Origin of the sequence: Micromonospora sp. NBC_01392 (assembly GCF_045040125.1) — a bacterium.
GTDB lineage: Bacteria > Actinomycetota > Actinomycetes > Mycobacteriales > Micromonosporaceae > Micromonospora.
Genome location: NZ_CP109549.1, coordinates 1521923 through 1547228 on the forward strand (window position 1 = coordinate 1521923; position 25306 = coordinate 1547228).

The following is a 25306-nucleotide window of genomic DNA, read 5'->3' on the forward strand; positions in this document are numbered from 1 at the left end:
CAGACGGTAGCGGCGGCCTCCGACAGCGTCAGTCGAGACCGAGGTCGCGGCGCAGCTTGGCGACGTGCCCGGTGGCCTTGACGTTGTAGAGCGCCCGCTCGATCTTGCCGTCGGCGTCGATGACGAACGTGGAACGGATCACGCCGGTGACGGTGCGCCCGTACGACTGCTTCTCGCCGTACGCCCCGTACGCGGTCAGCACCGCCTTGTCCTCGTCGGCGACCAGTGGGAACGTGATCGCGTCCCGCTCGCGGAACTTCGCCAGCTTCGCCGGCTTGTCCGGGGAGATGCCGACCACCTGGTAGCCGGCGGACTGCAACGAGGCGAGCGAGTCGCGGAAGTCGCACGCCTGCTTCGTGCAGCCGGGCGTCATGGCGGCCGGGTACGCGTACAGGATGACCTTGCGACCACGCAGGTCGGCCAGGGAGAGCGTCCCGCCGTCGTCGGTGGGGAGCGCGAAGTCGGGGGCGGGGTCGCCGGGGTTCAGGCGGTCGGTCATGGCGGGAACGATACCGCCGCGCGCGGGCCGGATGCGGGTGGCGACGCGCGGCCGGACGGTGATCATCACCATGGCTTGTTGCAAGGGATTGGCAACAACGTCTCCCGGGAAATAGGCTCTGCCCGTGGAAACCCTGGCGATGCACATCTCCAACGGGATCATCGACGGTCCCGTCGCCGCGATCTTCGCGGCCTTCGCGCTCGCCGCGCTCACGTTCTGCGTGCTGCGCGGCCGGGCCGACCTCGACGACCGGCTGGCGCCGATGGCCGGCCTGGTGGCCGCGTTCATCTTCGCCGTGCAGATGCTCAACTTCCCGATCTTCACCGCCGGGGTGAGCGGTCACCTGCTCGGCGGCGCGCTCGCCGCGCTGCTGGTCGGCCCGTGGGTGGGCGCGCTCTGCGTCGCCGTGGTGCTGGTCGTGCAGGCCCTGGTGTTCGGAGACGGCGGGGTGGCCATGCTCGGCCTCAACATCACCAACATGGCGATCCTGGGCACCGCCGCCGCGTACCTGCTGATCGCGCTGCTGCTGCGGGTGCTGCCGCGCACCCCGGCCGGGCTGGCGGTCACCGCGTTCGTGTCCGCGCTGGTCAGCGTCGTGGTCGCGTCCCAGGGCTTCGTGCTCCAGTACTGGCTGGGCGGCACCACCGACCTCGGCGGCAACCTCGGCGGGCTGGCCGGCACGATGGCCGTCGCCCACCTGCTGATCGGCATCGGCGAGGGCCTGATCACCGCGACCACGGTGGTCACCGTCGCCAAGGTCCGCCCCGATCTGGTGTACGCGTTGCGCGCCCTGAAGAAGCCGGCCGTCCCGGTTCCCGCCGTCCCGGTCGCCGGAGGTGCCCGATGAGCAAGCGTTCCTGGCCGTTCCTCCTCGGCGGCCTGCTGGTCGCCCTGCTGCTGGCCGGCGTGGTCAGCAACTACGCCTCGTCGCACCCGGACGGGCTGGACTCGTCGCTGCTCAAGGGCTGCACGGTGAACGCCGACGACGAGATCACCGGCGGTGACTGCCCGGCCCAGCAGGCGAAGGACCACGAGTTGGCGGACAGCCCGCTGGCCGACTACGGCGTCCGGGGGATCGGCAACGACTTCCTCTCCACCGGCCTGTCCGGCGTGCTCGGCGTGCTGCTCACGTTCGCGCTCGGCGGCGGCCTGTTCTGGCTGGCCCGCCGCCGCAACCCGGCAACCGGCCCGACGAGCGGCCCGGCCACCGGCGACAGTGGGACCACCACGCAACCCGCCGGCACCCGCTGAGCCGGGGGAGCGACGAATGGGCGCCGGGCACGGGCACGTGCTCTACCGCGAGTCCGGCTCGCCGGTGCACCGCCTCCCGCCGGAGGTGAAGATCACCGCCATGGTGCTGTTCACGGTGGCGGTGGTGGCCACGCCCCGGGAGGCGTACTGGGCGTTCGGCGGGTACGCGCTGCTGGTCGTCGTCGTGGCGGCGCTGGCCCGGGTCGGTCCGCGCTGGCTGCTCGGCCGGGCGCTGATCGAGCTGCCGTTCGTGCTGTTCGCGTTCGCGCTGCCGTTCCTCGGCACCGGTGAGCGGGTCGGGGTGGCCGGGCTGAGCCTCTCCGTCGACGGGCTGCACGGCGCGTTCAACATCCTGGCCAAGGGCACGCTTGGCGTACTCGCGTCGCTCCTGCTGGCCGCGACCACCACGACCCGGGACCTGATCCTCGGCCTGGACCGGCTGCGCTGCCCGCAGATCCTCACCCAGATCGCCACGTTCATGCTGCGCTACCTGGAGGTGCTGGTCGGCGAGGCCCGGCGGATGCGGCTGGCCCGGGTGTCCCGGGGCGACGACCCGCGCTTCCTCTGGCAGTTGCGCGGCTTCGCGGCCGGTGTCGGCGCGCTGTTCCTGCGCGCGTTCGAGCGCGGCGAGCGGGTCTACCTGGCGATGGTCTCGCGCGGCTACACCGGCCGGATGCCGGCGGTGTGGCAGGGGGCCGGCGCGGCCACCGCCGGGCAGTGGGCGGTCGCCGCGACGGTCCCGGTGATCGCGGCCTCCATCGCCGCCGCCGCGCTCGTCCTGCAATGATCGGGTACGTGCAGCCGCCGCTCTCCCTGGACGTCCGTGGCGTCCGGTACGCGTACCCGGACGGTCACGTCGCCCTGCACGGGGTGGACCTGACCGTGCCGCGCGGCGACCGGGTGGCGCTGCTGGGGCCGAACGGCGCCGGCAAGACCACGCTGGTGCTGCACCTCAACGGCATCCTCACCCCGACGGAGGGCACGGTCGAGGTGGGCGGTCTGACCGTCTCCCGCGACCGGGGCACGCTGGCCGAGGTGCGCCGCCGGGTCGGCATCGTCTTCCAGGACCCGGACGACCAGCTCTTCCTGCCCACGGTGGCGGAGGACGTCGCGTTCGGCCCGGCCAACCTGGGGTTGCGCGGGGCCGAGCTGGCGGAACGGGTCGACGAGTCGCTGGCGGCGGTGGGCATGACCGAGCACCGGGACCGGGCGCCGCACCACCTGTCGTTCGGGCAGCGGCGGCGGGTGGCGGTGGCCACCGTGCTCGCGATGCGGCCGGAGATCCTGGTGCTGGACGAACCGTCGTCGAACCTCGACCCGGCGGCCCGCCGGGAGCTGGCGGAGATCCTGCTCGCCCTGCCGGTGACGCTGCTGATGGTCACGCACGACCTGCCGTACGCGGCCGAGCTGTGCCCCCGCGCGGTGATCCTGGACGGCGGCCGGATCGTGGCCGACGCCCCCACCCCGGACCTGCTCGCGGACGCCGCCCTACTCGCACAGCACCGCCTGGAACTCCCCTACGGCTTCACCCCGCCCCTCCCCCACCCCTGACCCGGCCCCCGAGCCCTCGGCGATCTTGCACTTTCCGCCCCGGCAAAAAGGGCAGAAGCCGCACCAGGCGGGCCGCAACTGCAAGATCGCTGGGGCGGGGCGGGGCGGGGCGGGGCGGGGTGGGGTGGGGCGGGGCGGGGTGGGTTAGGGGATCAGGGTTGCGTGGGGCGGGGCGGGGCGGGGGGTGGTGCGGGCGGTGGTGCGGAGGCGGAGCAGGCCGGCGGCTACCGCGCCGGCACCGGTGGCCAGCGCCACGGTGACCAGGACCCGGATGAGCGTGGGCGGGCCGGCGGCCGGGGGGACCGAGCGGGCCAGCACGGCGAGGTTGGACACGCCGGCGAACAGCGTGAGGCAGGCGCCGGCGAGCGCCAGCGTGAAGTCGGCGGCCGGCCGGCGGGCCAGCGCGTACCCGCCGGCGGCCAGCGCGCCGAGGCCGGTGAGCAGCGTCCACACCTGGCCGGTGACCAGTTCGGCGAGCAGACCGCCGGCCCCGGGCGCGCCGGTGTCGAGCGCCCGGCCGACGGTGAGCGCCACGGTGGCCGCGCCCCCCACGGCGAGCAGTCCGCCCACCGCGCGCAGCGCGCGGACGCCGGCAGCCGTGCCGCCGGGCACCAGCCCGGCCGCGCCGAGCGTCAGGAAACCGAGCGTGGCGGCCACCCACCACGGGTACGGGTCGGGTGGCGGCACCCAGTCCAGCGTGCCGCGTACCTCGGTCGGGGTGTCGCCGGCGCGCAGCGGCACCACCCAGTCGCGGACCCGCTGGACGCGGCCCGGGTCGGCGGCGACGGCGGCGGGCGGGCCGTCGGACCGCCAGAGCGTGCGCTGGTCGTGCCAGCGGTGGGTCGGCCCGTCGGCGATCCGCCGCCAGGCCGGCGCGGCGGCCGGGTCGGCCTCGGCGGGGAGCCGGGTCTCGCCGGCGATGGTGCGGTTCAGCCAGGTGGCCGGCGAGCGGCTGTTCTCGAAGACCCCGCCGGGGCCGATCCGCAGGTACGGCTCGCCGGAGTAGCCGAGCACGGTGATGTCGGCGCCGCCGCGGTTGGTCAGCTCCAGCCGCGCGCCGGCCTCCACCATCCGGGCGGTCAGCCCGGTCCGGTCCGGGCCGACGCCGGTGACGGTGGCCCGGTATTCGGTGCCGTCCGGCGCGTCCGCGCCGTGCGCGGCGGCCGGCGAGGCGGACGCGAGCAGGGCGGTGGTCGCGGCGGCGACCAGCAGCCCGGCCCGGCGCAGCGGTGCGGGGATCACTTGCCGGCCGCCGCCACGGCCGCCTTGATGCCGTCCGGGCTCTTGTCCGCCAGCTCGGTGCCGTTGACCTTGATGGTGGGGGTGCCGGTGACGCCGGACCGGCTGGCCTCGTCGGTGACGTGCCCGGTCCACGCCGTGTACGTGCCGTCGTTCACGCAGGAGCCGAAGTCGTCCCGGTTCAGCCCGACGCCCACGCCGATGTCGATCAGCTCGTCGTTGCTGAGCCCGGCGCTGCCCTCGGCCGGCTGCTTCGCGAAGAGTTGGTCGGTGAACTCGCGGAACTTGCCGCCCTTCGCGGCGCAACCGGAGGCGGCCGAGGAGCGGGTGGAGTACTCGGTGGTGGAGAAACGGTTCAGGAACGCGACCGGGTGGAAGACCACCTTGGCCTTGCCCGCGCTGACGAGCTGGTTCACCGTCTCACCGTTGACCTGCTGGAACTGTTTGCAGACCGGGCAGAGGTAGTCCTCGTAGAGGTCGATGGTGACCGGGCCGGAACCGTAGACGATGCCGGTGCCGCCGTCGTTCGCGCCGGGCGGGGCGGTGAAGTCGTCGGACTTCTGCGAGGAGTAGACGGCCCAGCCGATGCCGCCGGCGATGACCAGCACCAGCACCGCGGCGATGGTGGTGAAGAGCGTGCGCTTGCGGCGCTTCTCCCGGGCGATCTGCTCGCGTACCACGCGCGAGGCGTCCTTGCGGCCCTTGCGGCTACTCATCGTCGTCCTCCACGGTGTCGCCCGCGAGCCACCCGTCCACCGAGAACGGGGTGCGGGGCCAGATCAGCAGGAACCCGGCCAGTGCCAGGAACCCGAGGTCCCGGAGGATCTCCGGGAGGTAGCTCGGCGTCTCGCCGGCGCCGAGCTGGCCGCCGCTGCCGAAGCACCCGCAGTCGATGGCCAGGCCGCGGGCCCAGGCCGACGCGATGCCGGTGACGAAGACCACCAGCAGCGCCACGGAGACGCCGGCGCTCCCAGCCCGGCGAGCAGCAGCAGGCCCAGGGCCAGCTCCACGAACGGCAGCGCCGCCCCGATCACGGTGGCCACGTCGTACGGCATCACCTGGTAGGCGTTCACGGCCCGGCCGGAGGCGGCCAGGTCACCGACCTTGGCGCCGCCGGCGACCAGCCAGACGGCGGCCAGGCCGAGGCGGGCCGCGACGCCCAGCCAGGGGCGCAGCGCCGGCCAGCGCGCGGCGGCAGGGGAGGGGTGCACAGTCATTCGTCGTCCGGCGGTCATGAAAGGTTCCCGCTATCCGGCCCGCGTGTCGCCGACGGCGTCGACCAGTTCGTCGCGGGCCCGGGCGACCCGGGAACGGATGGTGCCCACCGGCACCCCCTCCACGTCGGCGGCCTCGGCGTAGGAGAGGCCGAGCAGTTGGGTGAGCACGAACGCGGAGCGCCGCTCGGCGGGCAGCCGGCGGACCAGGTCGGTGGCGCCGAGCTGGCCGGCCGGGTCCGGGTACGGCCGGTCGGTGGCCGCCTGGGCGGCGAGCCGCTCGTCGAGCCGGCGGCGGCGCACCAGGGTACGCAGGTGGTCGGCGCAGGCCCGTCGGGCGATGCCGAGCAGCCAGGTGCGGGCGGTGGACCGGCCCTCGAAGCCGGGCAGCGCGCGCAACGCCCGCAGGTAGGTCTCCTGGGTCAGGTCGTCCGCGCTGTCCGGGTCGACCAGGGCGGCGGTGAAACGCCAGACCTCGGCCTGGGTGGCCCGGACGAACGCGGCCCGTGCGTCCGGGTCGCCGTGCCGGGCCGCCAGCGCCCAGTCGGTGACCGTCTCCCGCGCAGCCCCGGGCCCCGCCGGGAGGCGGTCGGCGGCGGTGTCGCGCGGGGCGGGGATCACGTCAGACGAGGTTACGCGGCGTACCTGTGCCGGACAGGGTCCTTCGGCCCATTCCGTGGTCCGGCACACGCCGGAACTTTTCCCACCCACTCACCGACTACCCCCGCATGACCTCCGACCAGCGCGCGGACCGGGCGCCTCGGCGTGTCCGCCGGAGGTCGGCTCGCCGGAGGCCGCGCGGGTCGGGAACCATGGCGGTCATGAATGCTGCCGTACGCCGCCCGCCCGGGGCCGTCGCCGCCCGCTCCGGGGCCGCCGCCGGGCTGCTGCTCCTCCTGTTCGCCCTGCTCCTCGCCCCGGCCACCCCGGCCAGCGCCCACGCGGTGCTGGTGAGCAGCAGTCCCGCCGCCTCCGCGGTGGTGCCCGAGGCGCCCGCCCAGGTGGTGATCACGTTCAGTGAGGGGGTCCGCAAGGTCCCCGGGAAGGTGCGGGTGATCGCCCCGGACGGCTCGCGGGCCGACCGGGGCGAGCCGACGTTCCGGGGCGCCGAGGTCAGCATCCCGGTGGACCCGTCCGGCGGACGCGGTACCTACCTGGTGAGCTACCGGGTCATCTCGGCGGACAGCCACCCGGTCTCCGGCGCGTTCACCTACTCGGTCGGCGCCCCGTCCGAGCCGCCGACCGACACCGGCTCGGACAACCGGGCGAACCCGGTGACCGAGAACGCGGTCAAGGTGGCGAAGTACGCCGGCTACGTCGGTCTGCTGCTGCTGGTCGGCCCGGCGCTGGTGCTGGCCGCGCTCTGGCCGCGCCGGCTGTCCCGGCGGGGGCCGGCGCGGCTGGCCTGGGCCGGGCTCGGCGTGCTGGCGGTGGCCACGCTGGCGGAGCTGTGGCTCCAGGTGCCCTACACGAACGGCGGCGGCCTGTTCGACGTCACCTCGGCGGGCCTGGGCGACGTGCTGGGCAGCACCTACGGCGCCACCCACCTGGTCCGGCTGGGCCTGCTCGCGGCGGCGGCGTTCCTGCTCCGTCCGCTGTTCGCCGGGCCGGTCGGCCGCACCGACGGGATCATCCTGGCGGTCCTGGGCGGGGCGGCGTTGTTCACCTGGCCACTCGCCGGCCACGCCGCCGCCTCGCCCGCGCCGGCGGTCTCCGTGGTGGTCGACGCCGTGCACCTGGGCGGCATGGCGGTGTGGCTGGGCGGCCTGGTGATGCTGGCGGTCTTCCTGCTGCGCCGCGCGGACGAGCGCGAACTGGGCGCGATCCTGCCGATCTGGTCCCGCTGGGCCGCGCTCGCGGTGGCCGCGCTGCTGCTCGCCGGCACCGTGCAGGGGCTGATCGAGGTGGCCACCCCGAAGGCGCTCGTCGACACCACGTACGGCCGGCTGCTGCTCGCCAAGATCGCGCTGTTCGCGCTGGTGGTCGGCGTGGCCGCGTACTCCCGGGCGTTGGTGCGGCGGCGCGTCGCCGCCGGCCGGCCGGGCGCGATGCGGCGGGCCGTGGTGGCCGAGCTGGCGATCACCGCGGTGGTGCTCGGCCTGTCCGCCACCCTCGTGCAGACCACCCCGGCGCGGACCGTGGGCACCGGCGTGACCGGCGGCTCGGTCGACTACTTCTCGACCACGCTGAGCAGCCCGAAGTATTCCCTCCAGGTGGAGCTGGACCCGGCCGAGACCGGCAACAACTCGCTGCACCTCTACGCCTACACGACCGACAACCGGCCGCAGGCGGTGCAGGAGTGGAAGGTCACCGCGGCGCTGCCGTCGGCCGGGATCGAGCCGATCACGGTGCCGCTGCTGCCGCTGAGCGACAACCACGCCACCGGCGAGGTCAGCCTGCCGGCCCGGGGCGACTGGCAGCTCCGGATCACCGTCCGCACGTCCGACATCGACCAGGCCACGGTGACCGCCACCGTGCCGATCAAGTAACGGAAGGTTCCCTCTGATGATCCGTCTCCGGCGTTCCGCGACCGCCGCCGCGCTGACTCTCGCCGCCGTCTCCGCGACCGTGCTCGGCCTGGCCGGGTCGGCCTCGGCGCACGTCACGATCAACCCGAAGGAGGGGACGCAGGGCGGCTACGGCCGGTTCGCGTTCCGGGTGCCGAACGAGAGCGACACGGCGTCGACCGTCAAGGTCGAGGTGAACCTGCCGGCGAACGCGCCTGTCGGTTCCGTCTCCACCATGCCGGTGCCGGGCTGGACGGTGGCGGTGGAGAAGCGCAAGGTCGACCCGCCGGTCGAGGTGCACGGCAGCCAGCTCACCGAGGCGGTCTCCAAGCTCACGTTCACCGCGGCGCCCAACGGTGGCGTGAAGCCGGGCGAGTTCCAGGAGTTCCCGGTCTCGATGGGGCCGCTGCCACAGGTCGACACCATGGTGTTCAAGGTGCTCCAGACGTACTCCGACGGCAACGTCTCCCGCTGGATCGAGGAGCCCACGCCGGGCGCGGAGGAGCCGGAGAACCCGGCCCCGGTGCTCGCGCTGGCCGCCGGTGGGGCGTCCGCGTCCCCCGGCGCGAGCGCGCCGGCCGTCGCGGCGGACGACGACGATGACGACGACGCGGACTCCGGGGCGGCCACCGCGTTCGGGGTGGCCGGGCTGGTCGCCGGCCTGGCCGGCCTGGTCCTGGGCGGGCTGGCGTTCGCGCGTACCCGGCGGGAGCCCGCCGCGAAGTCCTGAGCACGGCACGGTCACCGGCCCGGCGGATCACGTCCGCCGGGCCGGTGCCCGTCGGTGGGCCGGGTGCGGTGGATATCCGGCGATCGGCGGAGCGTCGTCGGTAAGGTCGGCCGGGTAGTTGGCTACCGAGAGGGACGACGCGAATGCGTTTCGTACGCACGATCGCCGGCATGCTGCTGCTGGCCCTGGGAATTCCGGCGCTGCTGGCGGGTGCCGGGCTCTGGCTCACCGCCCGGCACGCCGATCCGGCCGGCGGCTTCACCGCCCGCTTCGAACCGGTCCGCACGCCCGCCCGCGCGGTCGTGGTGACCGACGTGGACGCGCTGCTGCGGGCCGACCTGCCGGCGGCCCGCACCGGGCAGGTCCGGCTGCGGCTGTCCGCGCGGGACGCCGGTGGCCCGGTGTTCCTCGGCCTTGCCCCGACCGACCAGGTGCGCCGCTGGCTGGCCGACGTCCCGCACAGCACCGTGCGGCGTGTCGCGGTCACCCGGGGCCCGCTGCCGGTCCGGCTCGACCCGGCCACCGTCGGCGTCGCCACCGCCGTCCCGGCCGGGCAGTCCTTCTGGGTACGCCAGGGCGTCGGCTCGCTCCAGTGGCGCCCCGCCGAGCTGGGCGACCGGTCGTTGAGCCTGGTGGTGATGCGCGCCGACGGCGCCGGCGGGCTCGACCTGAGCCTGCGGGGCGAGGTGCGGGCCGGCTGGTTCCCGGGCGCGGCGTGGGCGTCGCTGGCCGGCGGGACGCTGCTGGTGATCCTGGCCGTGCTGGTGCTGCTGCGCCCGCACCGGCCCCGGGAGGTGGTCTTCGTGGTCGAGCCGGACCAGGTCCCGGTGCTGGCCGGGCGGCTCGGCATCAGCTCACTGAGCGAGCTAAGCCGACAACCGGACCGGGCGTCCGGCCCGGACCGGCAACTGGTCGCCGTCGGCCCGGCCGCCGGTGGGCGGAGCCGCGCCGCGATCTCCTCCGCGCCGAGCCGGCGCCCGGCCAGCCTGGCCGACCTGCCGGCCGGCCGCGACTGGTCGTGGCCGCCGGTCTCCCGGCGGGACGACAGGTGATCCCGGCGCGACGGCAGGTGGCCCTCCACGCTGCCGACGCGGAGGGCCACCGTCACCGGGGGAATTCGGTGCTACCTGGGAGAAAACAGAGGTAGTTGGGACAAGATTAGCGCCGAACGCCACCGTTTGCGAGGTCTGTCCGTTCAACGACCGTCGCGGTCCGCCGGCGGACCGGCAGCACCGCCAGCAGCAGCAGGCTCAGCAGCACGTACGCGTTACGCGTGACGAAGTCGACCGGGTCGTCGGTACGCGCCGGACCGGCGCCCCAGTCCTGGAACGTCACCACCCCGTACACGATCACCACGCCGGTGCCCACGGCCAGCGCGAGCAGGCCACGACGCCGGCGGGTCCCGGCCGCCGTCGACCGGTCGGCGTCCAGCGCGGCGTCCACCAGCACCACCACCGCCGGAATGAACCAGTACAGGTGGTGGGTCCAGGTGATCGGGGAGATCAGGCCGCCGACCAGGCCGGTCAGCGTCAGGCCGGCCAGCGCGTCCCCGGCCCGCGCCGCGCGCGCCGCACGCCACAACCCGTAGCCGGCGACCAGCAGCGCGAGCACCAGCCACGGCAGCCGGCTCGGCTCCTCCGGCGCGGTGATCCGGCTGAGCAGCCCGAACAGGGACTGGTTGCCGGTGTAGTCGGTGCGGCCCACCCGGTCGGTGGCCCACAGCTCATGGGTCCAGAACCGCCACGAGTCGTTCGGCGCGACCGCCGCCGCCAGCAACGTGGCCGCCGTCGCGGTCGCCGCCGCCACCGCCGCGGCCCGCCACCGCCGGGCGGCCAGCAGATAGAGCACGAAGATCCCGGGGAACAGCTTGAGCGCCGCTGCCAGCCCCACGCCCACGCCTGCCCAGCGCCGCCCCTGGGGTACGGCGAACAGCAGGTCGGCCAGGATCAGCACCACCAGCAGCATGTTGATCTGCCCGAAGGTGATCGTCTCCCGGGTGCTCTCCACCGCCAGCACCATCAGCACGGCGACGGTCAGGCCGAACACGCGCGGCAGGCCGTGCCGCCGCAGCACCGGCGTCACCAGCCAGCGGGTGGTGACCACCACGCCGGCCACGGTCAGCACCGTGAACGCGGCGATGGTGACCCCCAGCGGCAGCAGCGCGAACGGGCGCAGCAGCAGCGCCGCGAACGGGGGATAGGTGAAGTAGAGCGCGCCCTGCACCCGGTCCGGCTGGACGTAGTCGTAGAGCGGGTGCCCGGCCGCCCACCAGTCCATCGCCCGCATGTAGATCTTCAGGTCGAAGTAGTCGTGCACGAAGCCGGGCAGGTAGAGCGCCGGCAGCATGGCCGCCAGCGCCAGCACGGTGACCACCCGCCGAGCCGTACGCCCGCCCGCGTCGTCCGGGGTGACGGCGGGTGGGGCGACGGGTTCGGCTGGCACGGGGAAACCCTAGCGGTCCACCTGGCCGACCGGGCCGAGGCGCGGGCGGGTCGGCGGCGCGTAGTCTGTCCCGGTGGCTGATCTTCTCGTCTGGATCGATTGTGAGATGACCGGGCTTGACCTCGGTCGGGACGCCCTGATCGAGGTCGCCGCGCTCGTCACCGACCCCGATCTCAACGTGCTCGGGGACGGCGTGGACGTGGTGATCCACGCCGACGACGCGGCGCTCGCGGGCATGCCGGAGATCGTGCGCACCATGCACGCCAAGTCCGGCCTCACCGAGGAGGTACGCCGGTCCACGGTCACCCTCGCCGAGGCCGAGGACCTGGTGCTCGACTACGTCACCAGCCACGTGAAGGACCCGAGGACCGCGCCGCTGTGCGGCAACTCGATCGCCACCGACCGGGGCTTCCTGGCCCGCGACATGACCCGGCTCGACGCCCACCTGCACTACCGCATGATCGACGTCTCCTCGATCAAGGAGCTGTGCCGACGCTGGTACCCGCGGGTGTACTTCGGCCAGCCGCAGAAGGGCCTGGCCCACCGCGCGCTGGCGGACATCCGAGAGAGCATCCGGGAGCTGGAGTACTACCGGCGGACCCTGTTCGTGCCGCTGCCCGGCCCGGACGTGGAGACCGCGAAGGCGATCGCCGCCCAGCTCTGACGTCCGGGTCGGAACCCGGTGGACGGGGCGGGGCCGGGTGTGGCTATTATTGGTCCGCGCACCGCCCGGGTGACCGGAGCGGCGAGCATGGTGGCTGTAGCTCAGTTGGCAGAGCACCGGGTTGTGGTCCCGGTTGTCGTGGGTTCAATTCCCATCAGTCACCCCAAGCGTTACCCCAGGTCAGGGCCGGTTTTCACCGGCCCTGACGCGTATCCGGGGAGTACGGCGGGGGCAGTCACAGGCGGCGCATCCTGCCGACGGCCACGCCGACGCGGAACGCCCCACGGTCTGCCGGCTGCGGGGGCAGCCGATGAGGTCGCAGGCCAGCAGGTAGAGGGCGGCGGTGCGGGCTGGCTGCCAGCGGTAGCGCACCTCATGCCGATGCCCCGTCTTCACCCTGAGCTGGCACTCCACCGGCACCCGAGGCGGCGACCGCCACCCCGGAGCGTTCGCAGCACCGGCACCTCGGTGGGGAACTCCAACGCCACACGAACAACACCCCGCTCACCTTCGGGTGGGCGGGGCGTTGCGTTGCGTTGGATGGTCAGACCGCGTGTAGCTCTCGGACGCTGCGGTCGGTCGCCACGTACTGCGGCCAGTCGTCCGTGTGGCACTCCGCGGCGTGCAGGGCGGCGCGTACCTGCGACAGAAGGATGTGGACGGCGCTCTCGAAGTCGTCGGCTTCGATGCTCGTGGCGAACTCCACGGTGCGATCGGCCAGGCTGGCAGCCATCTGCACCTCGCAGTCCAGGTTGTCGAGGTGTTCCTGCACGGCGTCGAGGAACTCCTCGTACTGCGCGTCGGTGCCGTGTGGCGTACTTTCGAGCGTCATCTGGATCGCGATGCGATGCTGCTGCATGATCATCCCTTCTCCCAGCATGTGGCTCGTTTGAGCTGCCCAATGAGATCTTTTAGGCAGTTCGCACCAGAGGGGGGGGGGGTGCACTTCCCGGTCTTCCAGTGCTTTTCAGGGCATGGGCAGTACAGCTTGAAGTACCTGTTGCCCCCGCCGTCAACTCTCCAGTTCTTGCGCTCAGCCTACGACGAAGCCCCCTCCTTCGGGAGGGGGCTTCGTCGTGTGCGGGGTCCGGTCAGGCGGTCGGCTCGGCGCTGGGCGTCCCGGCGTCCGGGCTGGCGTCGTCGCCCGGCGCGGCCGGCGGCTCGTACGGCAGGGCGCTGCCCTTGACGTACTCGTCCCAGCTCATGTTCCAGTCGGTCCACCCGTTGCCGTTCTGGAGCTTGCGCTCGGTGCCCTTGACCGTGATCGGGTCGCCCAGGCGGGTGTTGGCGAACAGCCAGTTGCCGTCCTTCATCGAGACGTTCACGCAGCCGTGCGAGACGTTCGAGCGTCCCTGCACGCCCTCGGACCAGGGGGCCGCGTGGATGAACTCGCCGCCCCAGGTGAGCCGCTGCGCGTAGTCGATCTCGGTGCGGTAGCCCTCCTCCGGGCCCAGCTCCTCCATGGTGTCGAAGACGGTGTGCCGGAGCTTCTCGATGACCACCATGGTGCCGCTGGACGAGGGGGTGCTCTTCTTGCCGAGGCTCACCAGGATCGTCTTGACGACCTTGCCGTCCTTGGTGACGGTCATCCGCTTGGTGCGGTTGTCCACCGTCATCACGAACGACGGGCCGATCTTCACGTCGACGGTCAGGTCGGAACGGCCGTACCAGCCGTCGCCCAGCGGCAGCCCGTTGGCCCGTACCTGGTAGGAGACCGTGCTGTTGGCCTTCCAGAACGTCTTGGGCCGGTAGTGCACCTCGGTCGGGCTGATCCAGCGCCAGATGCCCTCCTGGGCCGGCTGCGCGGTCACCGTCATCCGACGCTGCATGTCGTCGCGGTAGTCCTCCGGAATGGCCCGGCCGAACTTCACGATCAGCGGCATGCCCACGCCGACGACCTGGTTGTCGCCGAGGAAGCTGGTCACCCGGACCTGCTTGGCGGGCTTGGCCATCACGGTGAACGTGCTGGTGGCGGTCGCCGGCTTGCCGTCGTCGCCGGTCGCCGTCACGGTCGCGGTGTACGTCTGGGCGTAGTCAAGCGCGGTGGCGGGCTCCCAGCTCTTGCCGTCGGCGGCGAGGGTGCCCTCGACCGCCTTGCCGGTGGCGTCCTTCAGCTCGACGGCGGTCTCCTGCGCGTCCTTCGTGGTGAAGGTGATGGCGGTGGTGGCCGGGACGTCCTTGGCGTCGGCGGTCGGCTCGCTGATGGTGGCCGCCGCCTTCGGGGCCTTCTCGCCGCCGTCACCGCCGCCCTGCCAGCTCGACGGCTTGTCGCCGCCGCCGGTGCAGGCCGTCAACGCCATGGTGGCGACGAGCACCGCGGCGGCGAATGCGCGGCGCCCGCCGCGGCGGGCGCTCCCGCCCCGGATCGGTTCGTCCTGGCCAGCTCGCATGATTCCCTCACAAGTGTGCTGCGCGGTCCCGATCGTCTCTGGTCAGACGCGTCGGACCGGGTACTCGTTGCCGGAAGTGAACCGGAACACCCCGGTGACGGTGTAACGATCCTGTCGTCGTCCGGCGCTTCGTTGCTGGGGACGAGTCCCGGCGCCGCCGCAAGCGGCCGCGTCCGACAACGGTACGCCGCTTAGAACGGTGCGCCCTGCCCGCCCTTCGGCACCGGCAGGGCGCTGCCGGCGACGAACTCCGACCAGCTCAGGCTCCACGCCGTCCAGCCGTTGCCGGGCGCCAGCCGCCGTTCGGTGCCCTTCACCGTGATCGGGTCGCCGACAAGCGTCTTGCCGAACAGCCACCGACCGTCGGCCATCGACACGTTCACACAGCCGTGCGACACGTTCCGGCGGCCCTGCACCCCCTCCGACCAGGGCGCGGCGTGGATGTACTCACCGCCCCAGGTGAGCCGCTGGGCGAAGTCGATCTTCGTTACGTACTGGTTGTTCGGGTCCGGCTCGTCGCGGGTGTCGAAGACGGTGGACTCCTTCTTCTCCATCACCACCATGGTGCCGCTGGAGGACGGGGTGCTCTTCTTGCCCAGGCTCACCGGCAGCGTACGGATCACCGCGCCGTTCTCCGAGACCGTCATCTTCTTGGTGGCGTTGTCCACCGTCATCTCGAACGCGCGGCCGATCTTCGCGGTGGCGTTCCGGTCGACGTTGCCGTAGCGGCCGTTGCTCAGCGGGATGCCGGCCAGCGCCAGCCGGACGGTGAGCGTGGTCCCGGTCTTCCAGTACTCCGGGGCGCGGTAGTAGGCCTGGGTGCCGTTGGTCACCCAGTACCAGGCGCCGGGCTGCGGCGGATCGGTCTGCACGAACATGCGCTTCTGCACCGCGGCCCGGTCCTTCTTCGGGATGCCCGGCGAGAACTCGGCGACCACCGGCATGGCCACGCCGTACGTCTTGTCGCTGAACAGGTAGAGGCCGGAGCCGATGGTGGACTTCGGCTTGCCCATCGTGGTGAACGTGCTGGTGCCCTGGTGGGTCGCGCCGTCCGGGCCGGTCCCGGTGACCGTGGCGGTGTACTTCGTCGCGTACTTCAGCGGGGTGGACGGCACCCAGCTGGAGCCGTCACGCCGCATCCGCCCGTTGACCGCCGTGCCGTCGGCGGTGGTCAGGACGACCTTCGACACCGTGCCGCCGCCCGGGACCCGGGCGCTGATCTCGGTGCTGGCCGGCCGGCCGGTCGCGCCGTCGGCCGGGCTCACCGTCAGCGGCGACGCGGCGGGGGCCGCGTCGCTCGACGGGGTGCTCGTCGGGTCCGGCGCGGTGGACGAGACGCCACCGACCTCCTGCTGCTGGCCGGGCACGAAGGCCGGCTTCTCCTCGTCGCCGCCGCACCCGGTCAGTGCCAGCGACGCCGTGAGGACCAGGACGCCCACCATCGCCCCGGCCCGCGCGAACCTGCCCATGCCCACCCCTGTCGTAGCGTGCCTGGCGGACATCGTGCCCCATCGACGCCATGACGCCCGTCCCCGTAGGGGCTCGGCTGTCGGTTTTGGCCGGTTTCGCCGGTTAAGCTCGTCCGAAGGGTGGACCCCGGTATCGGATTGGAACCCCGCTCAGCGGGCATGCTAAGGTTCTTCCCGTTGTCAGCGAGCGCCGCTAGCTCAACTGGCAGAGCAGCGGACTCTTAATCCGCGGGTTCGGGGTTCGAGTCCCTGGCGGCGCACCACACGAGCAAGGCCCTGATTTCCGCTTTCGCGGATCGGGGCCTTCTTCGCGTACGCCGGTGGTGGCTCGGCCCGCCGGCTCGGCGGTGCGGGTGGTCTCCGGACGACCGGTGACCGGGCCGGCTGCCGCAAGGATGACCGGCGAGCGCCCTCCTGTCGGTCTCCGCCCAGAGGTCGGACGGCTGGGCCGGTTGCAATACGCATAGTCCCCGGACGATCGGATGGTTGCGTCGTAAACGTCTGACGTCTACGCTGCAAAGCAGCATTCTGTGACCATGGGCAAGCGGGTGTGAGCGGGCATCGGGCGTTACCGACGGCACGGTAGGTGCCGCCGGGCGGTACTTCTCGCTCGAAGCGCACGTGGCCTCGCGGCTGTTCTTGCCGCTCCTTGTCAAAGACCCGCCATGGTCGGAACCATCCCCGTGTTCTCCCCTCCGTCGGCCGTTATTCGTGCGGTGGTCCACCGTCGCGCCCCGAGGACGATTGTCCAGCGAACATGTCCTGTCGGCGGTAAGCGAAAGGAATGGTACGTGAAACCAGCCGTCTCTACCGTTCGACGGTCACTGCTGGCAGTTGTGCTGGCCGTCGCCTCCACAGTCCCGGCAGTGGTCGCGAATCAACTGCCGGCCTCGGCCGCCGTCCAACAGACCTACTATGTCGCCCCGGACGGAAACGACGCCAACCCGGGAACGCTCCAGTCGCCATTTCGGAGCGTGCAACGTGCGAGGGACGCCGTTCGTACGGTGAATTCCAGCATGACCGGCGACATCCAGGTCTACCTGCGCGGTGGAAGTTACCCGGTGAACAGCACGATCGAGTTCGGGGCCGGTGACTCCGGCACCAACGGATATCGGGTCAGCTATTCCGCCTACCCCAACGAGACCCCCGTTCTCGAAGGTGGGGTGCAGGTGACGGGGTGGACCCAGCACAGCGGCAACATCTGGAAGGCGCCGCTCGACCGCGCCAACAAACTGCGCGCGCTCTACGTCAACGACAAGCGGGCGTACATGGCATCGAAGACGATCGGCTCGGCGGGCTGCTACGGGACGTACACCATCACGGCCGGGCAGGCCGCGTGGGCCTGGGAGTCGGGGTCGCAGTGCGACGGCGCCAAGTACAACCTGAACGACTTCCCCGCCGTCGCCCGCAACTCCGACGACATCGAGATCGAGACGGGGACGACCTGGACCACGGCGATCGTGGGGGTCCGCCAGGTGACCACGAGTTCCGACGGTGCCAACCGGGTGGCGCTGTTCCAGCAGCCGGGTGCCGCCATCGCCCAGGGCGCGTTCAACGGCAACGCCCAGACCGGCGGCAGCCACAAGGTGATGAACGCCTACGAGTTCCTGGACGCGCCGGGTGAGTTCTACTTCGACAAGGGCAGCCGGACGCTCTACTACTACAAGAGCAGTTCCGAGAACATGGCTACCGCGTCGGTCTTCGCGCCGAACAACGTGACCACCCTGTTGCGGGTCGCCGGCACCTCGACGAGCAGTCACGCCCGCAACATCACGTTCTCCGGCCTCACCGTCCAGCACTCCGACTGGAACCTGTTCAACGTCGCCGGTTCGTCGTTCAAGCAGGCGCAGCAGGGCAACCTCGGTGCGCAGGCGTATGCGAAGCGGAACTTCCACGACTACTACTACCGCAACGTCGACGTCACCCCGGGCATCATCCAGGTGGAGAACGCCGACGGGATCCTCCTGCAACGCAACCGGATCCAGCACACCGGCGTCGACGGTATCAACATGGTCAACGACGTGCAGAACAGCCAACTGGTCGGCAACCACACCAACGACATCGCCGGCTCCGCCGTCACCGTCGGCCATCCCCAGCACGTCTACCTCGGCGACGGGACGTCGACCAACCGTGAGAAGTGGTCCCCGCAGGTCGAAGGGCTGCCGAAGAACATCACCATCAGGAACAACTACATCTACGACAGCGCGGTGCTGTTCAACGGGCACAGCCCCATCTCGGCGTACTTCGTCGACACCCTGACGGTGCAGCACAACCGGATCGAGAAGTCGCCGTGGGCGGGCATCACGCTCGGTTGGGGCTGGTGGAACTTCGACGGATCATCGGGCTCGATCGCGCCCAACCGCCCGACCACGACGGCGCGGAACAACACCATCAGCCACAACCACATCATCGACACGGTGCAGCGCCTCAGCGACACGGCGCCCATCTACACACTGGGCAGCCAACCGGGCACCACGATCACCAACAACTATCTCCAGGGCGTGCCGTCCGGGCACAAGTACGGCCTCCACCCCGACGAGGGATCGGCGTACCTCACCTTCCGCGACAACGTCCTGAGCGTGGACAAGAACGTCACCTGGCTGATCAACTCCGACGACTTCGGGCGCAAGCACGACCTGAGCATCACGCAGACCTACGGCCCCATCAACAAGGTCTCGAACAAGAACCTGCCCAACAGCACGATCAACGACATCATCGTCTCCGCCGACTACGTCTGGCCGGCACCGGCGTACGGCATCGCCGTCAACTCCGGCCTGGAGGACGCGTTCCGGGACATCGTCCCGGCGGCCAACCTCTCCCTGCCGAACCATGTCCTGCCGGCCAGCACCTTCGTCACGAGCGGGACGTCGTCGATCCCGATCCGCAGCACCGGCGACGCGACCAGGTCGGTCTGGCTGGCGCCCGCCGGCACCACCACCTTCACCGCCGGCCCGACGATGACCAGGGCCGGGGGCACCGACACGTCCATCGCCGTGCCCACGTCGCAGGGCGAGTACCGGCTCTACGTCCTCGACGCGCAGGGCAACCGGTCCGCCGAGTCCAGCTCGATCGTCCGGCAGCAGGGCACCGGCACCGGCCAGCCGGGCGGCCGGCTCGTGGGCGGCCAGTCCGGCCGGTGCGTCGAGGTGCCGAACTCCGCCACCACCAACGGCACGCAGGTCCAGCTGTGGGACTGCGCCGGCGGCACGAACCAGCAGTGGACCTACACCGCCGGCAAGCAACTGACCGTGTACGGGAACAAGTGCCTGGACGCGAACGGCGCGGGCACCAGCAACGGCACCACGGTCATCATCTGGGACTGCCACGGCGGCACCAACCAGCAGTGGAACGTCAACGCCAACGGCACCGTCACCAACGTCCAGTCCGGACTGTGTCTCGATGCCAACGGCGCCGCCACCGCCAACGGCACGAAGATCATCCTCTGGTCGTGCAACGGTGGCCCGAACCAGCAGTGGAGCCTTCGCAACTGACCGACGGCTCCGGGGCCGGGCCGACTCGGCTCGGCCCCGGGCCGGCGCACCGACGAGCAAGGCCCTGACATCCGCTTCCGCGGGTCGGGGCCTTCTCCGCGTCCCGCGGGCGGCAGGCGGTCGCTCGGTGCCGCTCGCCGAGGTGGGCCCGGTGTGCCGGTCCCACCTCGACGTCGGGCTACCAGCTCAGCGGCAGGGTGCCGATGAACCGGGTGAGCGCGCCGGCGATCAACTGGTCGTCGCGTCGCGACGGGTGCCAGTCGCAGCCCAACTTGTCCAGGCCGAGCGAGTTGTCGTCGTAGTAGAGCGAGCGGACCCGGGTGTCGCCCGCGTCCGTCCGGGTCCGGACGACCTGCTGCACGGAGCTGGCGAGCGGCGTGCCGGACAGGTCCGGGTAGGTGAGCACGATGAACGTGTCGGGGCCGTAGCGGGCCCGCAGCTTGTCGAGGAAGCCCAGGTACGCGGTCCGGAAGTCGGCGGCGAGCTGATCGGGGGTGCTCCACCGCTCACCGGCGTGCAGGGCGGTGGAGAAGTCGTTGATGCCCAGGCCGACCACGACCAGTTGCGGTTGCCAGGTGGCCGGCTTCTGCCACACGGTGCTGTTCCAGAGCGCCTGGAGGTCGGTCTCGTAGTAGGTGCGGAAGTTGTCGGTGCCCCCGCCGTTGTAGTTGCGCACCATGCCCAGGCCGGACCAGGCGATGAGCTGGAAGTCGGCGTCCAGGCTCTGTGCGGTGAGCGCGCCGAACGTGACGTCGGCGTTGGAGTTGCGGGTGACCCCGCCGTTGGCGGAGCAGTCCCGGGTCGTCGACATGTTGCCGTAGCCGGCGGTCCACGAGTCACCGATGAACTCGATCTGTCGGCTGCGGGTGGCGGGCCTGGCCAGGATCACGCCCCCGGGTGCGGCGACGAGCCCACCGAACTCGCCGGCGGCCCACGGGCTCTCGGTGCGTTTGACGAGCCGTACGGTGTGGATGGCGTCGGTGAGGTTCCGGACCCAGTAGGTGGTCTGCCCGGGGGTGACCAGGGTGGCGACGGTCGTGCCGTCGATCTGGACGGCGTAGTCGTTCTGGCTGTCGTTGAGCACGATCCCGACGCCGGTGCCCCGGAACCGCCCTTCGAAGTAGGTGCCGGGCCAGGTGTACTGGACGCTGCTCCCGACCGCCCGGACGCGCCCCACCGTGTTCGTCTGCGCGGCCGACGGCGGCGGCGGGCTGGTGGGCGGTGGGGTAGGCGTGGTGGTGGGTGGCCAGTTGGTCGGTGGCGGGGTGGTAGTTGGTGGCGGGGTGGTCGGCGGCGGGCTGGTGGTCGGCGCCGGCGTGGTGGGGGTCGGGCTTCCGGTGCACGGCACGCCGTTGAGCGCGAAGTCGGTCGGCGCCGGGTTCGCCGAGTTGTTCCACGAGCCGCTGAAGCCGAACTGCGCGCCGGCGCCGGTGCCGAGGTTGCCGTTCCAGCCGGTGTTGGTCACGGTGACCCGGCCGCCGGACTGGGCCACCGTGCCGTTCCACAGTTGCCCGACCACCTGCCCGGCGGTGAACGACCAGGTCAACCGCCAGGTGGTGAGCGGATCGCCGAGGTTGGTGAGGTCGACGTTCGCGCCGAAGCCGCCCGGCCACTGGCTGGTGACGGTGTAGGCGACCCGGCAGCCGGCGGCGGCCTGCGCGGAGACGGTGGTGGTGAGTGCGGCGGTGACGGCGACGGTGACGGCGGTGGACACCGCCACCGCCGACCGGAGCCGGGTACGGGTGGGTGGCATCTCTGCTCCTCCGGGGCGACGGGATGACGGGCGCGCTACGCGCCGGAGCAGGTGATTCCGCTCGGGGCGGGGGAACTGCTGCCGTTGGCGAGGAAGCCGAAACTCGTCGACCCGCCGGCGTTCAGGGACCCGTTGTAGGCGGCGTTGCGCACGCTGACCGGGCCACTGGCGCCGGTGGCCACGCCGTTCCACACGTTGCTGATGCTCTGTCCACCGGCCAGGGTCATCCGCACCGTCCAACCGCTGATGGCCGCCGTGCTGCTCACCGTCACCTCGCCCTGGAAGCCGCCGGTCCAACTGCTCACCAGGCGGTAGGTGGCGGTGCAGACACCCGAGGGGTCCGGCGGCGGCGTGGTCGGCGGCGCCGTGCTGGGCGGCGCGGTGGTGGGCGGCGGCGTGCTCGGCGGCGGGGTGCTGGGCGGCGGGGTGGCGCCGTCCGGGGCGACCGCTCGGCCGGTGGCCGGCGAGATCATGCCGGCGCACAGGCCGCGGTTGGCGAGATCGCTGACGATCCGCGGGATGGCCGCGATCGTGTTCGCCGGCCAGTCGTGCATCAGGATGGACCCGCCGGCCTGGAGCCGGCTGGCGTTCTGCACGATCTGGTCGGTGCTGGCGTTGTTCCAGTCCTGGGAGTCCACGTCGGCGTTGATCTCGGTCAGCCCGAACTGGGCCTCGACCGCCCGCAGCGCGGCGTTGGACTCCAGGTAGGGCGGCCGGAACAGCTTCGGGGCCGTGCCGGTGGCCTGCTGGATCGCCTGCTGCGTCTGGGAGATCTCCGAGGCCATCTGCGCCTGGCTGAGCTGGGTCATGTGCGGGTGCGTCCAGCTGTGGTTCCCGATCCACATGCCGGCGTCCCGCTGCGCCCGGACCAGCGCCGGGTTGCTCTGCGCGTTCTGGCCGACGTTGAAGAACGTCGCCCGTACGCCGGCCGCCCTGAGCGTGTTGATCAGTGTGGTGGTGTTGCCCGGGGTGGGTCCGTCGTCGAAGGTCAGGGCCACGTAGCCGGTGCAGGCGGCGGCCATCGAGGGCGCGGCGGTGACGGCCAGGCCGGACGTCACGGCGGCCAGCAGCGCGGCGGTGGCCGCCGCCACCAGCGCCGGGCGACGCGAGGATCGGGTGGGGGCAGCCGTCGGTCCGGCCGGGAAGGGTGTCATCGGTTTCTCCCGCTGGCGTTCGAGGTGCTGCTCGGCGCCGTCACGGATCGCTCCACCGGGGAGACGGTCCGCGACGTGGCTCAGCGGCCCGCAGGCAGCGACGTCGGGTGGGTGCCCACGGTTCGCCGGCATCGGCGCACCGTGAGGTTCGGCCTGTGGCCAGCCCGGCTCCGGTGGAGATTATCCCGCTATGCTTCGACGGACGTCAATTCCTGGAGGCCCCTCGAATGAAGATCGTTGCGTTGTCCTGCACCCAGAAGCGCCTGCCGTCGGTGACCGACGCGCTGCTGGAGGCAGCGATCAGCGGCGTCGTCCGGGAGGTCGACGGCGCGGAGATCCAGCGGATCCGGTTGATCGACCATTCCATCGCCATGTGCGAGGGCGAGGACACCTGTCTCGATCCCGAGGTGGGCCGGTGCCCGATCGACGACGACTTCGCGCACGTCGTCGAGCTGGCCGAGGGTGCGCAGGCGATGCTGCTCGCCATGCCGGTGTACGCGGGGAACGTCCCCGCGGTGCTGAAGATCTTCCAGGAGCGCCTGAAGAGCTTCATGAACGCCCGGCAGCGACCGTTCGGCAACCTGCTGGTCGGGACCATCGTGCATTCGCGCACCATGCTGACCGAACCGGCGCTGGGCGCGTTGTTCCCGTGGTACCTGCGGCTGCGGAACAGGAATGTGGCGTCGGCCTGCTTCACCCGTAACGACCATCAGGACCTGACCCGCACCGCGGCGGTCGACATGTGTGTGGCAGTGGGCCGGCAGCTCGGCATGACGCTCGTCGGCAGCGGGTCGCCGGCCGACGAGCGCACGCTGCTGCCGGTGGTTCAGCCGCCGGCTCGTCCGCGGTGCGGCGACCCGTCCGTCTCCTCGCCCGGGACGTGAGACTCCGCGCGCCAGGTGCACCCGTCGCCGGCCCGCACGCACGACACCCTGACGTCCGGTTCCAGGTAGCGGGCGGCGATGGTCTCGTGGAGGGGCTGACAGTACGTGCACGGTGAGGAGAGCGTCAGCACGACGCCGGCGCGGGCGGCCTTTCTGCGGTAACGCAGGATCCCGCAGTCGGTGTTGCGCAGGACGGTGCCCGAGGGCTGACGCTCGCTGGTCACCGCCGAGTCGTACAGCAGCAACTGCCGTTGCAGCCGGGTCATGAAGTGGTCGGTGGCGGACACCCCGGCGGGCCGCTGTGCCCGGAGCAGCGCCGCGGTGATGCGGGAGTTCGCCCGGATCCACGCCGTCAGGCCCGCTTCGCCGTGCTCGCCCAGGACGAACTCCTCGGCGGCGGCCTGGGCCTCGAAGAACCGCTGGCGCCACAGGTCGACCTTCTCGTCCGGGTCGAGCGGGGACGGCTGACCGGTCACGCGGCCCTCCCGGTGGCGTCGTCCAGTTCGGCGAAGACCTCCTGGGCCACGCGCAGCCCGTTGTTGGCGACCGGCCAGCCACCGTAGTACGCCAGCTGGATGATGACTTCGACGATCTTCTCCCGCGACATCCCGAGGTGCAGGGCGGCGCCGATGTGGCCGCGCAGCTCCCAGTCGGTCCGGGCCAGCGCGACAGCGGTCAGCGCGACCAGTTCGCGCTCCTCGACGCTCAGGTGCGGGCGTGTCCAGATCTCCCCGAACAGGTGGTCGACCGTGATCCGCAGGAACTCCGGGTAGGAGCCCGGGCGCGGCTCACGTCCGAAGACCTGCTGGAACATGGCCTCACCCCGCTCGTGGCGGTCAGCCGGCTGATCCATCGTCAACTCCTTCGGGTCGGACGAACGGTGGTCAACGTGCCCGACGCCACGAAGGCGACGGCCAGCAGCGCGGCGCCGCTGGCGAAGGCGGCCGGAACGTTCACCCGCTCGGCGACGAGCCCCACGACGACCGGTCCGGCCACGGCGCCGATGTCGGTGCACATCGAGAAGCCGGCGACGCCGCTGCCGGCCCGGCCGGCCACGACGTCACCGACCAGCGCGGCCGGCGCGGCGTTGAGCAGCGCCGATCCCGCGGCGTACACGCAGAGCAGCGCGACGAGCCAGGCGTACCGGTCGACGAACGCCAGGGCGGTGACGGAGGCCGCCGCCACACCGGTGCCGGTGATCATGGCGGCCCGGCGGCCGGCCCGATCGACCATCCGGCCGGCCGGCATGATCAGCAGCGCCTGGACGGCGGCGGACAGGGTGAACGCCCAGCCCACCCATGACACGTCGTGTCGCCACGCCACCACGACCAGCGTGGGGACCAGTGCGCTGCGCAGTCCGAACAGGACCCAGCCCTGCGCCAGCGCGGCGAGGCAGGCCACCACGTAGCGTCGGTCCCGCAGCAGCGCCGGTAGTCCGATCACCGGACGGCCGGGCTCCGCGCCGGCGGTCCGGCCGGTGCGCAGCAGCGCCGGCGTCAGCACGGCGGCGGCCAGCAACATCGTGGCGTACGCCAGGAACGGCGTGGCGAGGGTGACGAGCGCGAGGAGCCCGCCCAGGGCCGGTCCGCAGATTCCGCCGAGCAGGAAGCCCGCCTCGAACACGGCGCTGGCCCGCCCCCGCCGGTCGGCCGGCGCGACCGCCAGGAGCATCGCCAGCGCGGACACCGAGAACAGCACCGAGCCGACGCCGCCGAGGCCCCGGAACACGAGCAGTTGCCCGTAGGACCCGGCGAAGGCCGTCAGCGCTGAGGAGACCGCACAGAGCAGCAGGCCGGCGACGAGGACCCGCCGCTCCCCGAAACGCACGCCCAGCCGGCTGCAGAACGGGCTGGCGACCAGCCGCATCAACGCGAACAGGGCGACGAGCGCGCCGATCCGGGTCGGCCCGGCCCCGAACGTCGCCGCGTACACCGGGAGCACCGGGAGCACCAGCCCCAGGCCCAACATGACGCATCCGCCGACGACGCTGAGGACGTAGACCTCGCGCGGGAGAGCCGGTCGGACGGCGGCGACCGGTGGGACGCTGCCCGGAACGACTGTCTTCACT

General features: G+C 72.1%; 23 protein-coding genes, 2 tRNA genes and 1 pseudogene. 12 read left to right on the top strand and 14 right to left on the bottom strand.

Features of this window, described 5'->3' with window-relative positions; translation table 11 throughout:
- Window positions 1-28 precede the first annotated feature (28 nt).
- Complete coding sequence (bcp, locus tag OG767_RS07165) at window positions 29-499, bottom strand: thioredoxin-dependent thiol peroxidase (protein WP_107162775.1); 471 nt, start codon at window positions 497-499, stop codon at window positions 29-31.
- A gap of 124 nt (window positions 500-623) precedes the next feature.
- Here bcp and OG767_RS07170 point away from each other — a divergent pair, with 124 nt between their 5' ends.
- Genes OG767_RS07170 through OG767_RS07185 form a run of 4 tightly spaced genes read left to right on the top strand, consistent with a single transcriptional unit; the run spans window position 624 to window position 3301 of the window.
- Complete coding sequence (locus OG767_RS07170; RefSeq protein ID WP_396858833.1) at window positions 624-1346, top strand: energy-coupling factor ABC transporter permease; 723 nt, start codon at window positions 624-626, stop codon at window positions 1344-1346.
- Window positions 1343-1750 (top strand): PDGLE domain-containing protein, encoded by a 408-nt coding sequence (locus OG767_RS07175; protein ID WP_405092700.1) that lies wholly within the window; start codon window positions 1343-1345, stop codon window positions 1748-1750. The genes OG767_RS07170 and OG767_RS07175 overlap by 4 nt, the downstream gene beginning before the upstream one ends.
- 16 nt (window positions 1751-1766) lie before the next feature.
- Window positions 1767-2537, top strand: a complete 771-nt coding sequence (cbiQ, locus tag OG767_RS07180) for a cobalt ECF transporter T component CbiQ (protein ID WP_405092701.1) — start codon at window positions 1767-1769, stop codon at window positions 2535-2537.
- Window positions 2534-3301, top strand: coding sequence for an energy-coupling factor ABC transporter ATP-binding protein (locus OG767_RS07185; protein ID WP_405092702.1), 768 nt, complete (start codon window positions 2534-2536; stop codon window positions 3299-3301). Before cbiQ ends, OG767_RS07185 begins: the two co-directional genes overlap by 4 nt.
- A gap of 144 nt (window positions 3302-3445) precedes the next feature.
- Here the strand turns inward: OG767_RS07185 and OG767_RS07190 are convergent, their stop codons facing one another.
- The 4 genes and pseudogenes from OG767_RS07190 to OG767_RS07205 all read right to left on the bottom strand — a co-directional run bounded on the left by OG767_RS07190 (window position 3446) and on the right by OG767_RS07205 (window position 6375).
- On the bottom strand, window positions 3446-4543 hold the full coding sequence (locus OG767_RS07190; protein ID WP_405092703.1) for a hypothetical protein: 1098 nt from the start codon (window positions 4541-4543) through the stop codon (window positions 3446-3448).
- Window positions 4540-5256 carry a DsbA family protein gene (locus OG767_RS07195; RefSeq protein WP_405092704.1) on the bottom strand — a complete coding sequence of 239 codons (717 nt, stop codon included), beginning with the start codon at window positions 5254-5256 and terminating at the stop codon, window positions 4540-4542. The genes OG767_RS07190 and OG767_RS07195 overlap by 4 nt, the downstream gene beginning before the upstream one ends.
- A pseudogene (locus tag OG767_RS07200) lies at window positions 5249-5757 on the bottom strand (MauE/DoxX family redox-associated membrane protein). The gene OG767_RS07195 and the pseudogene OG767_RS07200 overlap by 8 nt, the downstream one beginning before the upstream one ends.
- A 30-nt stretch (window positions 5758-5787) precedes the next feature.
- A complete protein-coding gene (locus OG767_RS07205; protein WP_405092705.1) occupies window positions 5788-6375 on the bottom strand; it encodes a sigma-70 family RNA polymerase sigma factor in 588 nt (195 codons plus the stop codon).
- 200 nt (window positions 6376-6575) lie between these two features.
- Between OG767_RS07205 and OG767_RS07210 the strand changes: the two genes are divergently transcribed.
- The 3 genes from OG767_RS07210 (at window position 6576) to OG767_RS07220 (ending at window position 10043) form a co-directional block, all read left to right on the top strand.
- A complete protein-coding gene (locus tag OG767_RS07210) occupies window positions 6576-8243 on the top strand; it encodes a copper resistance CopC/CopD family protein (RefSeq protein ID WP_405092706.1) in 1668 nt (555 codons plus the stop codon).
- A 16-nt stretch (window positions 8244-8259) separates the two neighbouring features.
- Window positions 8260-8991, top strand: a complete 732-nt coding sequence (locus OG767_RS07215; RefSeq protein WP_405092707.1) for a YcnI family protein — start codon at window positions 8260-8262, stop codon at window positions 8989-8991.
- Between the two features lie 143 nt (window positions 8992-9134).
- On the top strand, window positions 9135-10043 hold the full coding sequence (locus OG767_RS07220; RefSeq protein WP_405092708.1) for a hypothetical protein: 909 nt from the start codon (window positions 9135-9137) through the stop codon (window positions 10041-10043).
- A 106-nt stretch (window positions 10044-10149) separates the two neighbouring features.
- On the opposite strand, the gene OG767_RS07225 is transcribed toward OG767_RS07220, so the two are convergent.
- Complete coding sequence (locus OG767_RS07225) at window positions 10150-11433, bottom strand: glycosyltransferase 87 family protein (RefSeq protein ID WP_405092709.1); 1284 nt, start codon at window positions 11431-11433, stop codon at window positions 10150-10152.
- A 73-nt stretch (window positions 11434-11506) separates the two neighbouring features.
- On the opposite strand from OG767_RS07225, the gene orn reads away from it, so the two are divergent.
- Together orn and OG767_RS07235 are read left to right on the top strand one after the other, a co-directional pair.
- Window positions 11507-12097: an oligoribonuclease gene (gene orn / locus OG767_RS07230; RefSeq protein WP_281936007.1), complete on the top strand. Its 591-nt coding sequence runs from the start codon at window positions 11507-11509 to the stop codon at window positions 12095-12097.
- A gap of 90 nt (window positions 12098-12187) precedes the next feature.
- Window positions 12188-12263: transfer RNA gene (locus OG767_RS07235), tRNA-His, on the top strand.
- A 378-nt stretch (window positions 12264-12641) separates the two neighbouring features.
- Here the strand turns inward: OG767_RS07235 and OG767_RS07240 are convergent.
- The 3 genes from OG767_RS07240 to OG767_RS07250 form a co-directional block, all read right to left on the bottom strand.
- Window positions 12642-12956 (bottom strand): hypothetical protein, encoded by a 315-nt coding sequence (locus OG767_RS07240; protein WP_405092710.1) that lies wholly within the window; start codon window positions 12954-12956, stop codon window positions 12642-12644.
- 232 nt (window positions 12957-13188) lie between these two features.
- Window positions 13189-14487: an Ig-like domain-containing protein gene (locus OG767_RS07245; protein WP_405092711.1), complete on the bottom strand. Its 1299-nt coding sequence runs from the start codon at window positions 14485-14487 to the stop codon at window positions 13189-13191.
- 191 nt (window positions 14488-14678) lie between these two features.
- Window positions 14679-15956, bottom strand: a complete 1278-nt coding sequence (locus OG767_RS07250; RefSeq protein WP_405092712.1) for an Ig-like domain-containing protein — start codon at window positions 15954-15956, stop codon at window positions 14679-14681.
- A gap of 187 nt (window positions 15957-16143) precedes the next feature.
- Here OG767_RS07250 and OG767_RS07255 point away from each other — a divergent pair.
- Both OG767_RS07255 and OG767_RS07260 read left to right on the top strand, forming a co-directional pair.
- Window positions 16144-16219, top strand: a tRNA-Lys gene (locus OG767_RS07255).
- A 753-nt stretch (window positions 16220-16972) separates the two neighbouring features.
- Entirely contained in the window at window positions 16973-19447 is a 2475-nt protein-coding gene (locus OG767_RS07260) for an RICIN domain-containing protein (protein ID WP_405092713.1), read from the top strand.
- 178 nt (window positions 19448-19625) lie between these two features.
- On the opposite strand, the gene OG767_RS07265 is transcribed toward OG767_RS07260, so the two are convergent.
- Complete coding sequence (locus OG767_RS07265) at window positions 19626-21200, bottom strand: cellulose binding domain-containing protein (protein WP_405092714.1); 1575 nt, start codon at window positions 21198-21200, stop codon at window positions 19626-19628.
- 35 nt (window positions 21201-21235) lie between these two features.
- Window positions 21236-22354, bottom strand: coding sequence for a polysaccharide deacetylase family protein (locus tag OG767_RS07270; protein WP_405092715.1), 1119 nt, complete (start codon window positions 22352-22354; stop codon window positions 21236-21238).
- Window positions 22355-22509: 155 nt separating this feature from the next.
- On the opposite strand from OG767_RS07270, the gene OG767_RS07275 reads away from it, so the two are divergent.
- Window positions 22510-23238 (top strand): flavodoxin family protein, encoded by a 729-nt coding sequence (locus OG767_RS07275; protein WP_405092716.1) that lies wholly within the window; start codon window positions 22510-22512, stop codon window positions 23236-23238.
- Here the strand turns inward: OG767_RS07275 and OG767_RS07280 are convergent.
- From OG767_RS07280 to OG767_RS07290, 3 genes are read right to left on the bottom strand one after another with little or no spacing between them, the layout of a single operon-like run.
- The gene (locus OG767_RS07280) at window positions 23181-23714 is read right to left on the bottom strand and encodes a hypothetical protein (protein ID WP_405092717.1); all 534 of its coding nucleotides are present in this window, start codon (window positions 23712-23714) and stop codon (window positions 23181-23183) included. The genes OG767_RS07275 and OG767_RS07280 overlap by 58 nt on opposite strands.
- Window positions 23711-24091: a carboxymuconolactone decarboxylase family protein gene (locus OG767_RS07285; RefSeq protein ID WP_107156245.1), complete on the bottom strand. Its 381-nt coding sequence runs from the start codon at window positions 24089-24091 to the stop codon at window positions 23711-23713. The genes OG767_RS07280 and OG767_RS07285 overlap by 4 nt, the downstream gene beginning before the upstream one ends.
- Window positions 24092-24093: 2 nt before the next feature.
- The gene (locus OG767_RS07290) at window positions 24094-25305 is read right to left on the bottom strand and encodes an MFS transporter (protein ID WP_405092718.1); all 1212 of its coding nucleotides are present in this window, start codon (window positions 25303-25305) and stop codon (window positions 24094-24096) included.
- Between the last annotated feature and the right edge of the window lies 1 nt (window position 25306).

Coding starts and splice junctions, on each gene's coding strand:
- OG767_RS07285 (WP_107156245.1), bottom strand. CDS start 24,091: ATGGATCAGCCGGCTGACCGCCACGAGCGGGGTGAGGCCATGTTCCAG.
- OG767_RS07195 (WP_405092704.1), bottom strand. CDS start 5,256: ATGAGTAGCCGCAAGGGCCGCAAGGACGCCTCGCGCGTGGTACGCGAG.
- cbiQ (WP_405092701.1), top strand. CDS start 1,767: ATGGGCGCCGGGCACGGGCACGTGCTCTACCGCGAGTCCGGCTCGCCG.
- OG767_RS07265 (WP_405092714.1), bottom strand. CDS start 21,200: ATGCCACCCACCCGTACCCGGCTCCGGTCGGCGGTGGCGGTGTCCACC.
- OG767_RS07250 (WP_405092712.1), bottom strand. CDS start 15,956: ATGGGCAGGTTCGCGCGGGCCGGGGCGATGGTGGGCGTCCTGGTCCTC.
- OG767_RS07175 (WP_405092700.1), top strand. CDS start 1,343: ATGAGCAAGCGTTCCTGGCCGTTCCTCCTCGGCGGCCTGCTGGTCGCC.
- OG767_RS07260 (WP_405092713.1), top strand. CDS start 16,973: ATGACCGGCGACATCCAGGTCTACCTGCGCGGTGGAAGTTACCCGGTG.
- OG767_RS07270 (WP_405092715.1), bottom strand. CDS start 22,354: ATGACACCCTTCCCGGCCGGACCGACGGCTGCCCCCACCCGATCCTCG.
- OG767_RS07240 (WP_405092710.1), bottom strand. CDS start 12,956: ATGCAGCAGCATCGCATCGCGATCCAGATGACGCTCGAAAGTACGCCA.
- bcp (WP_107162775.1), bottom strand. CDS start 499: ATGACCGACCGCCTGAACCCCGGCGACCCCGCCCCCGACTTCGCGCTC.
- OG767_RS07220 (WP_405092708.1), top strand. CDS start 9,135: ATGCGTTTCGTACGCACGATCGCCGGCATGCTGCTGCTGGCCCTGGGA.
- OG767_RS07210 (WP_405092706.1), top strand. CDS start 6,576: ATGAATGCTGCCGTACGCCGCCCGCCCGGGGCCGTCGCCGCCCGCTCC.
- OG767_RS07215 (WP_405092707.1), top strand. CDS start 8,260: ATGATCCGTCTCCGGCGTTCCGCGACCGCCGCCGCGCTGACTCTCGCC.
- OG767_RS07185 (WP_405092702.1), top strand. CDS start 2,534: ATGATCGGGTACGTGCAGCCGCCGCTCTCCCTGGACGTCCGTGGCGTC.
- OG767_RS07245 (WP_405092711.1), bottom strand. CDS start 14,487: ATGCGAGCTGGCCAGGACGAACCGATCCGGGGCGGGAGCGCCCGCCGC.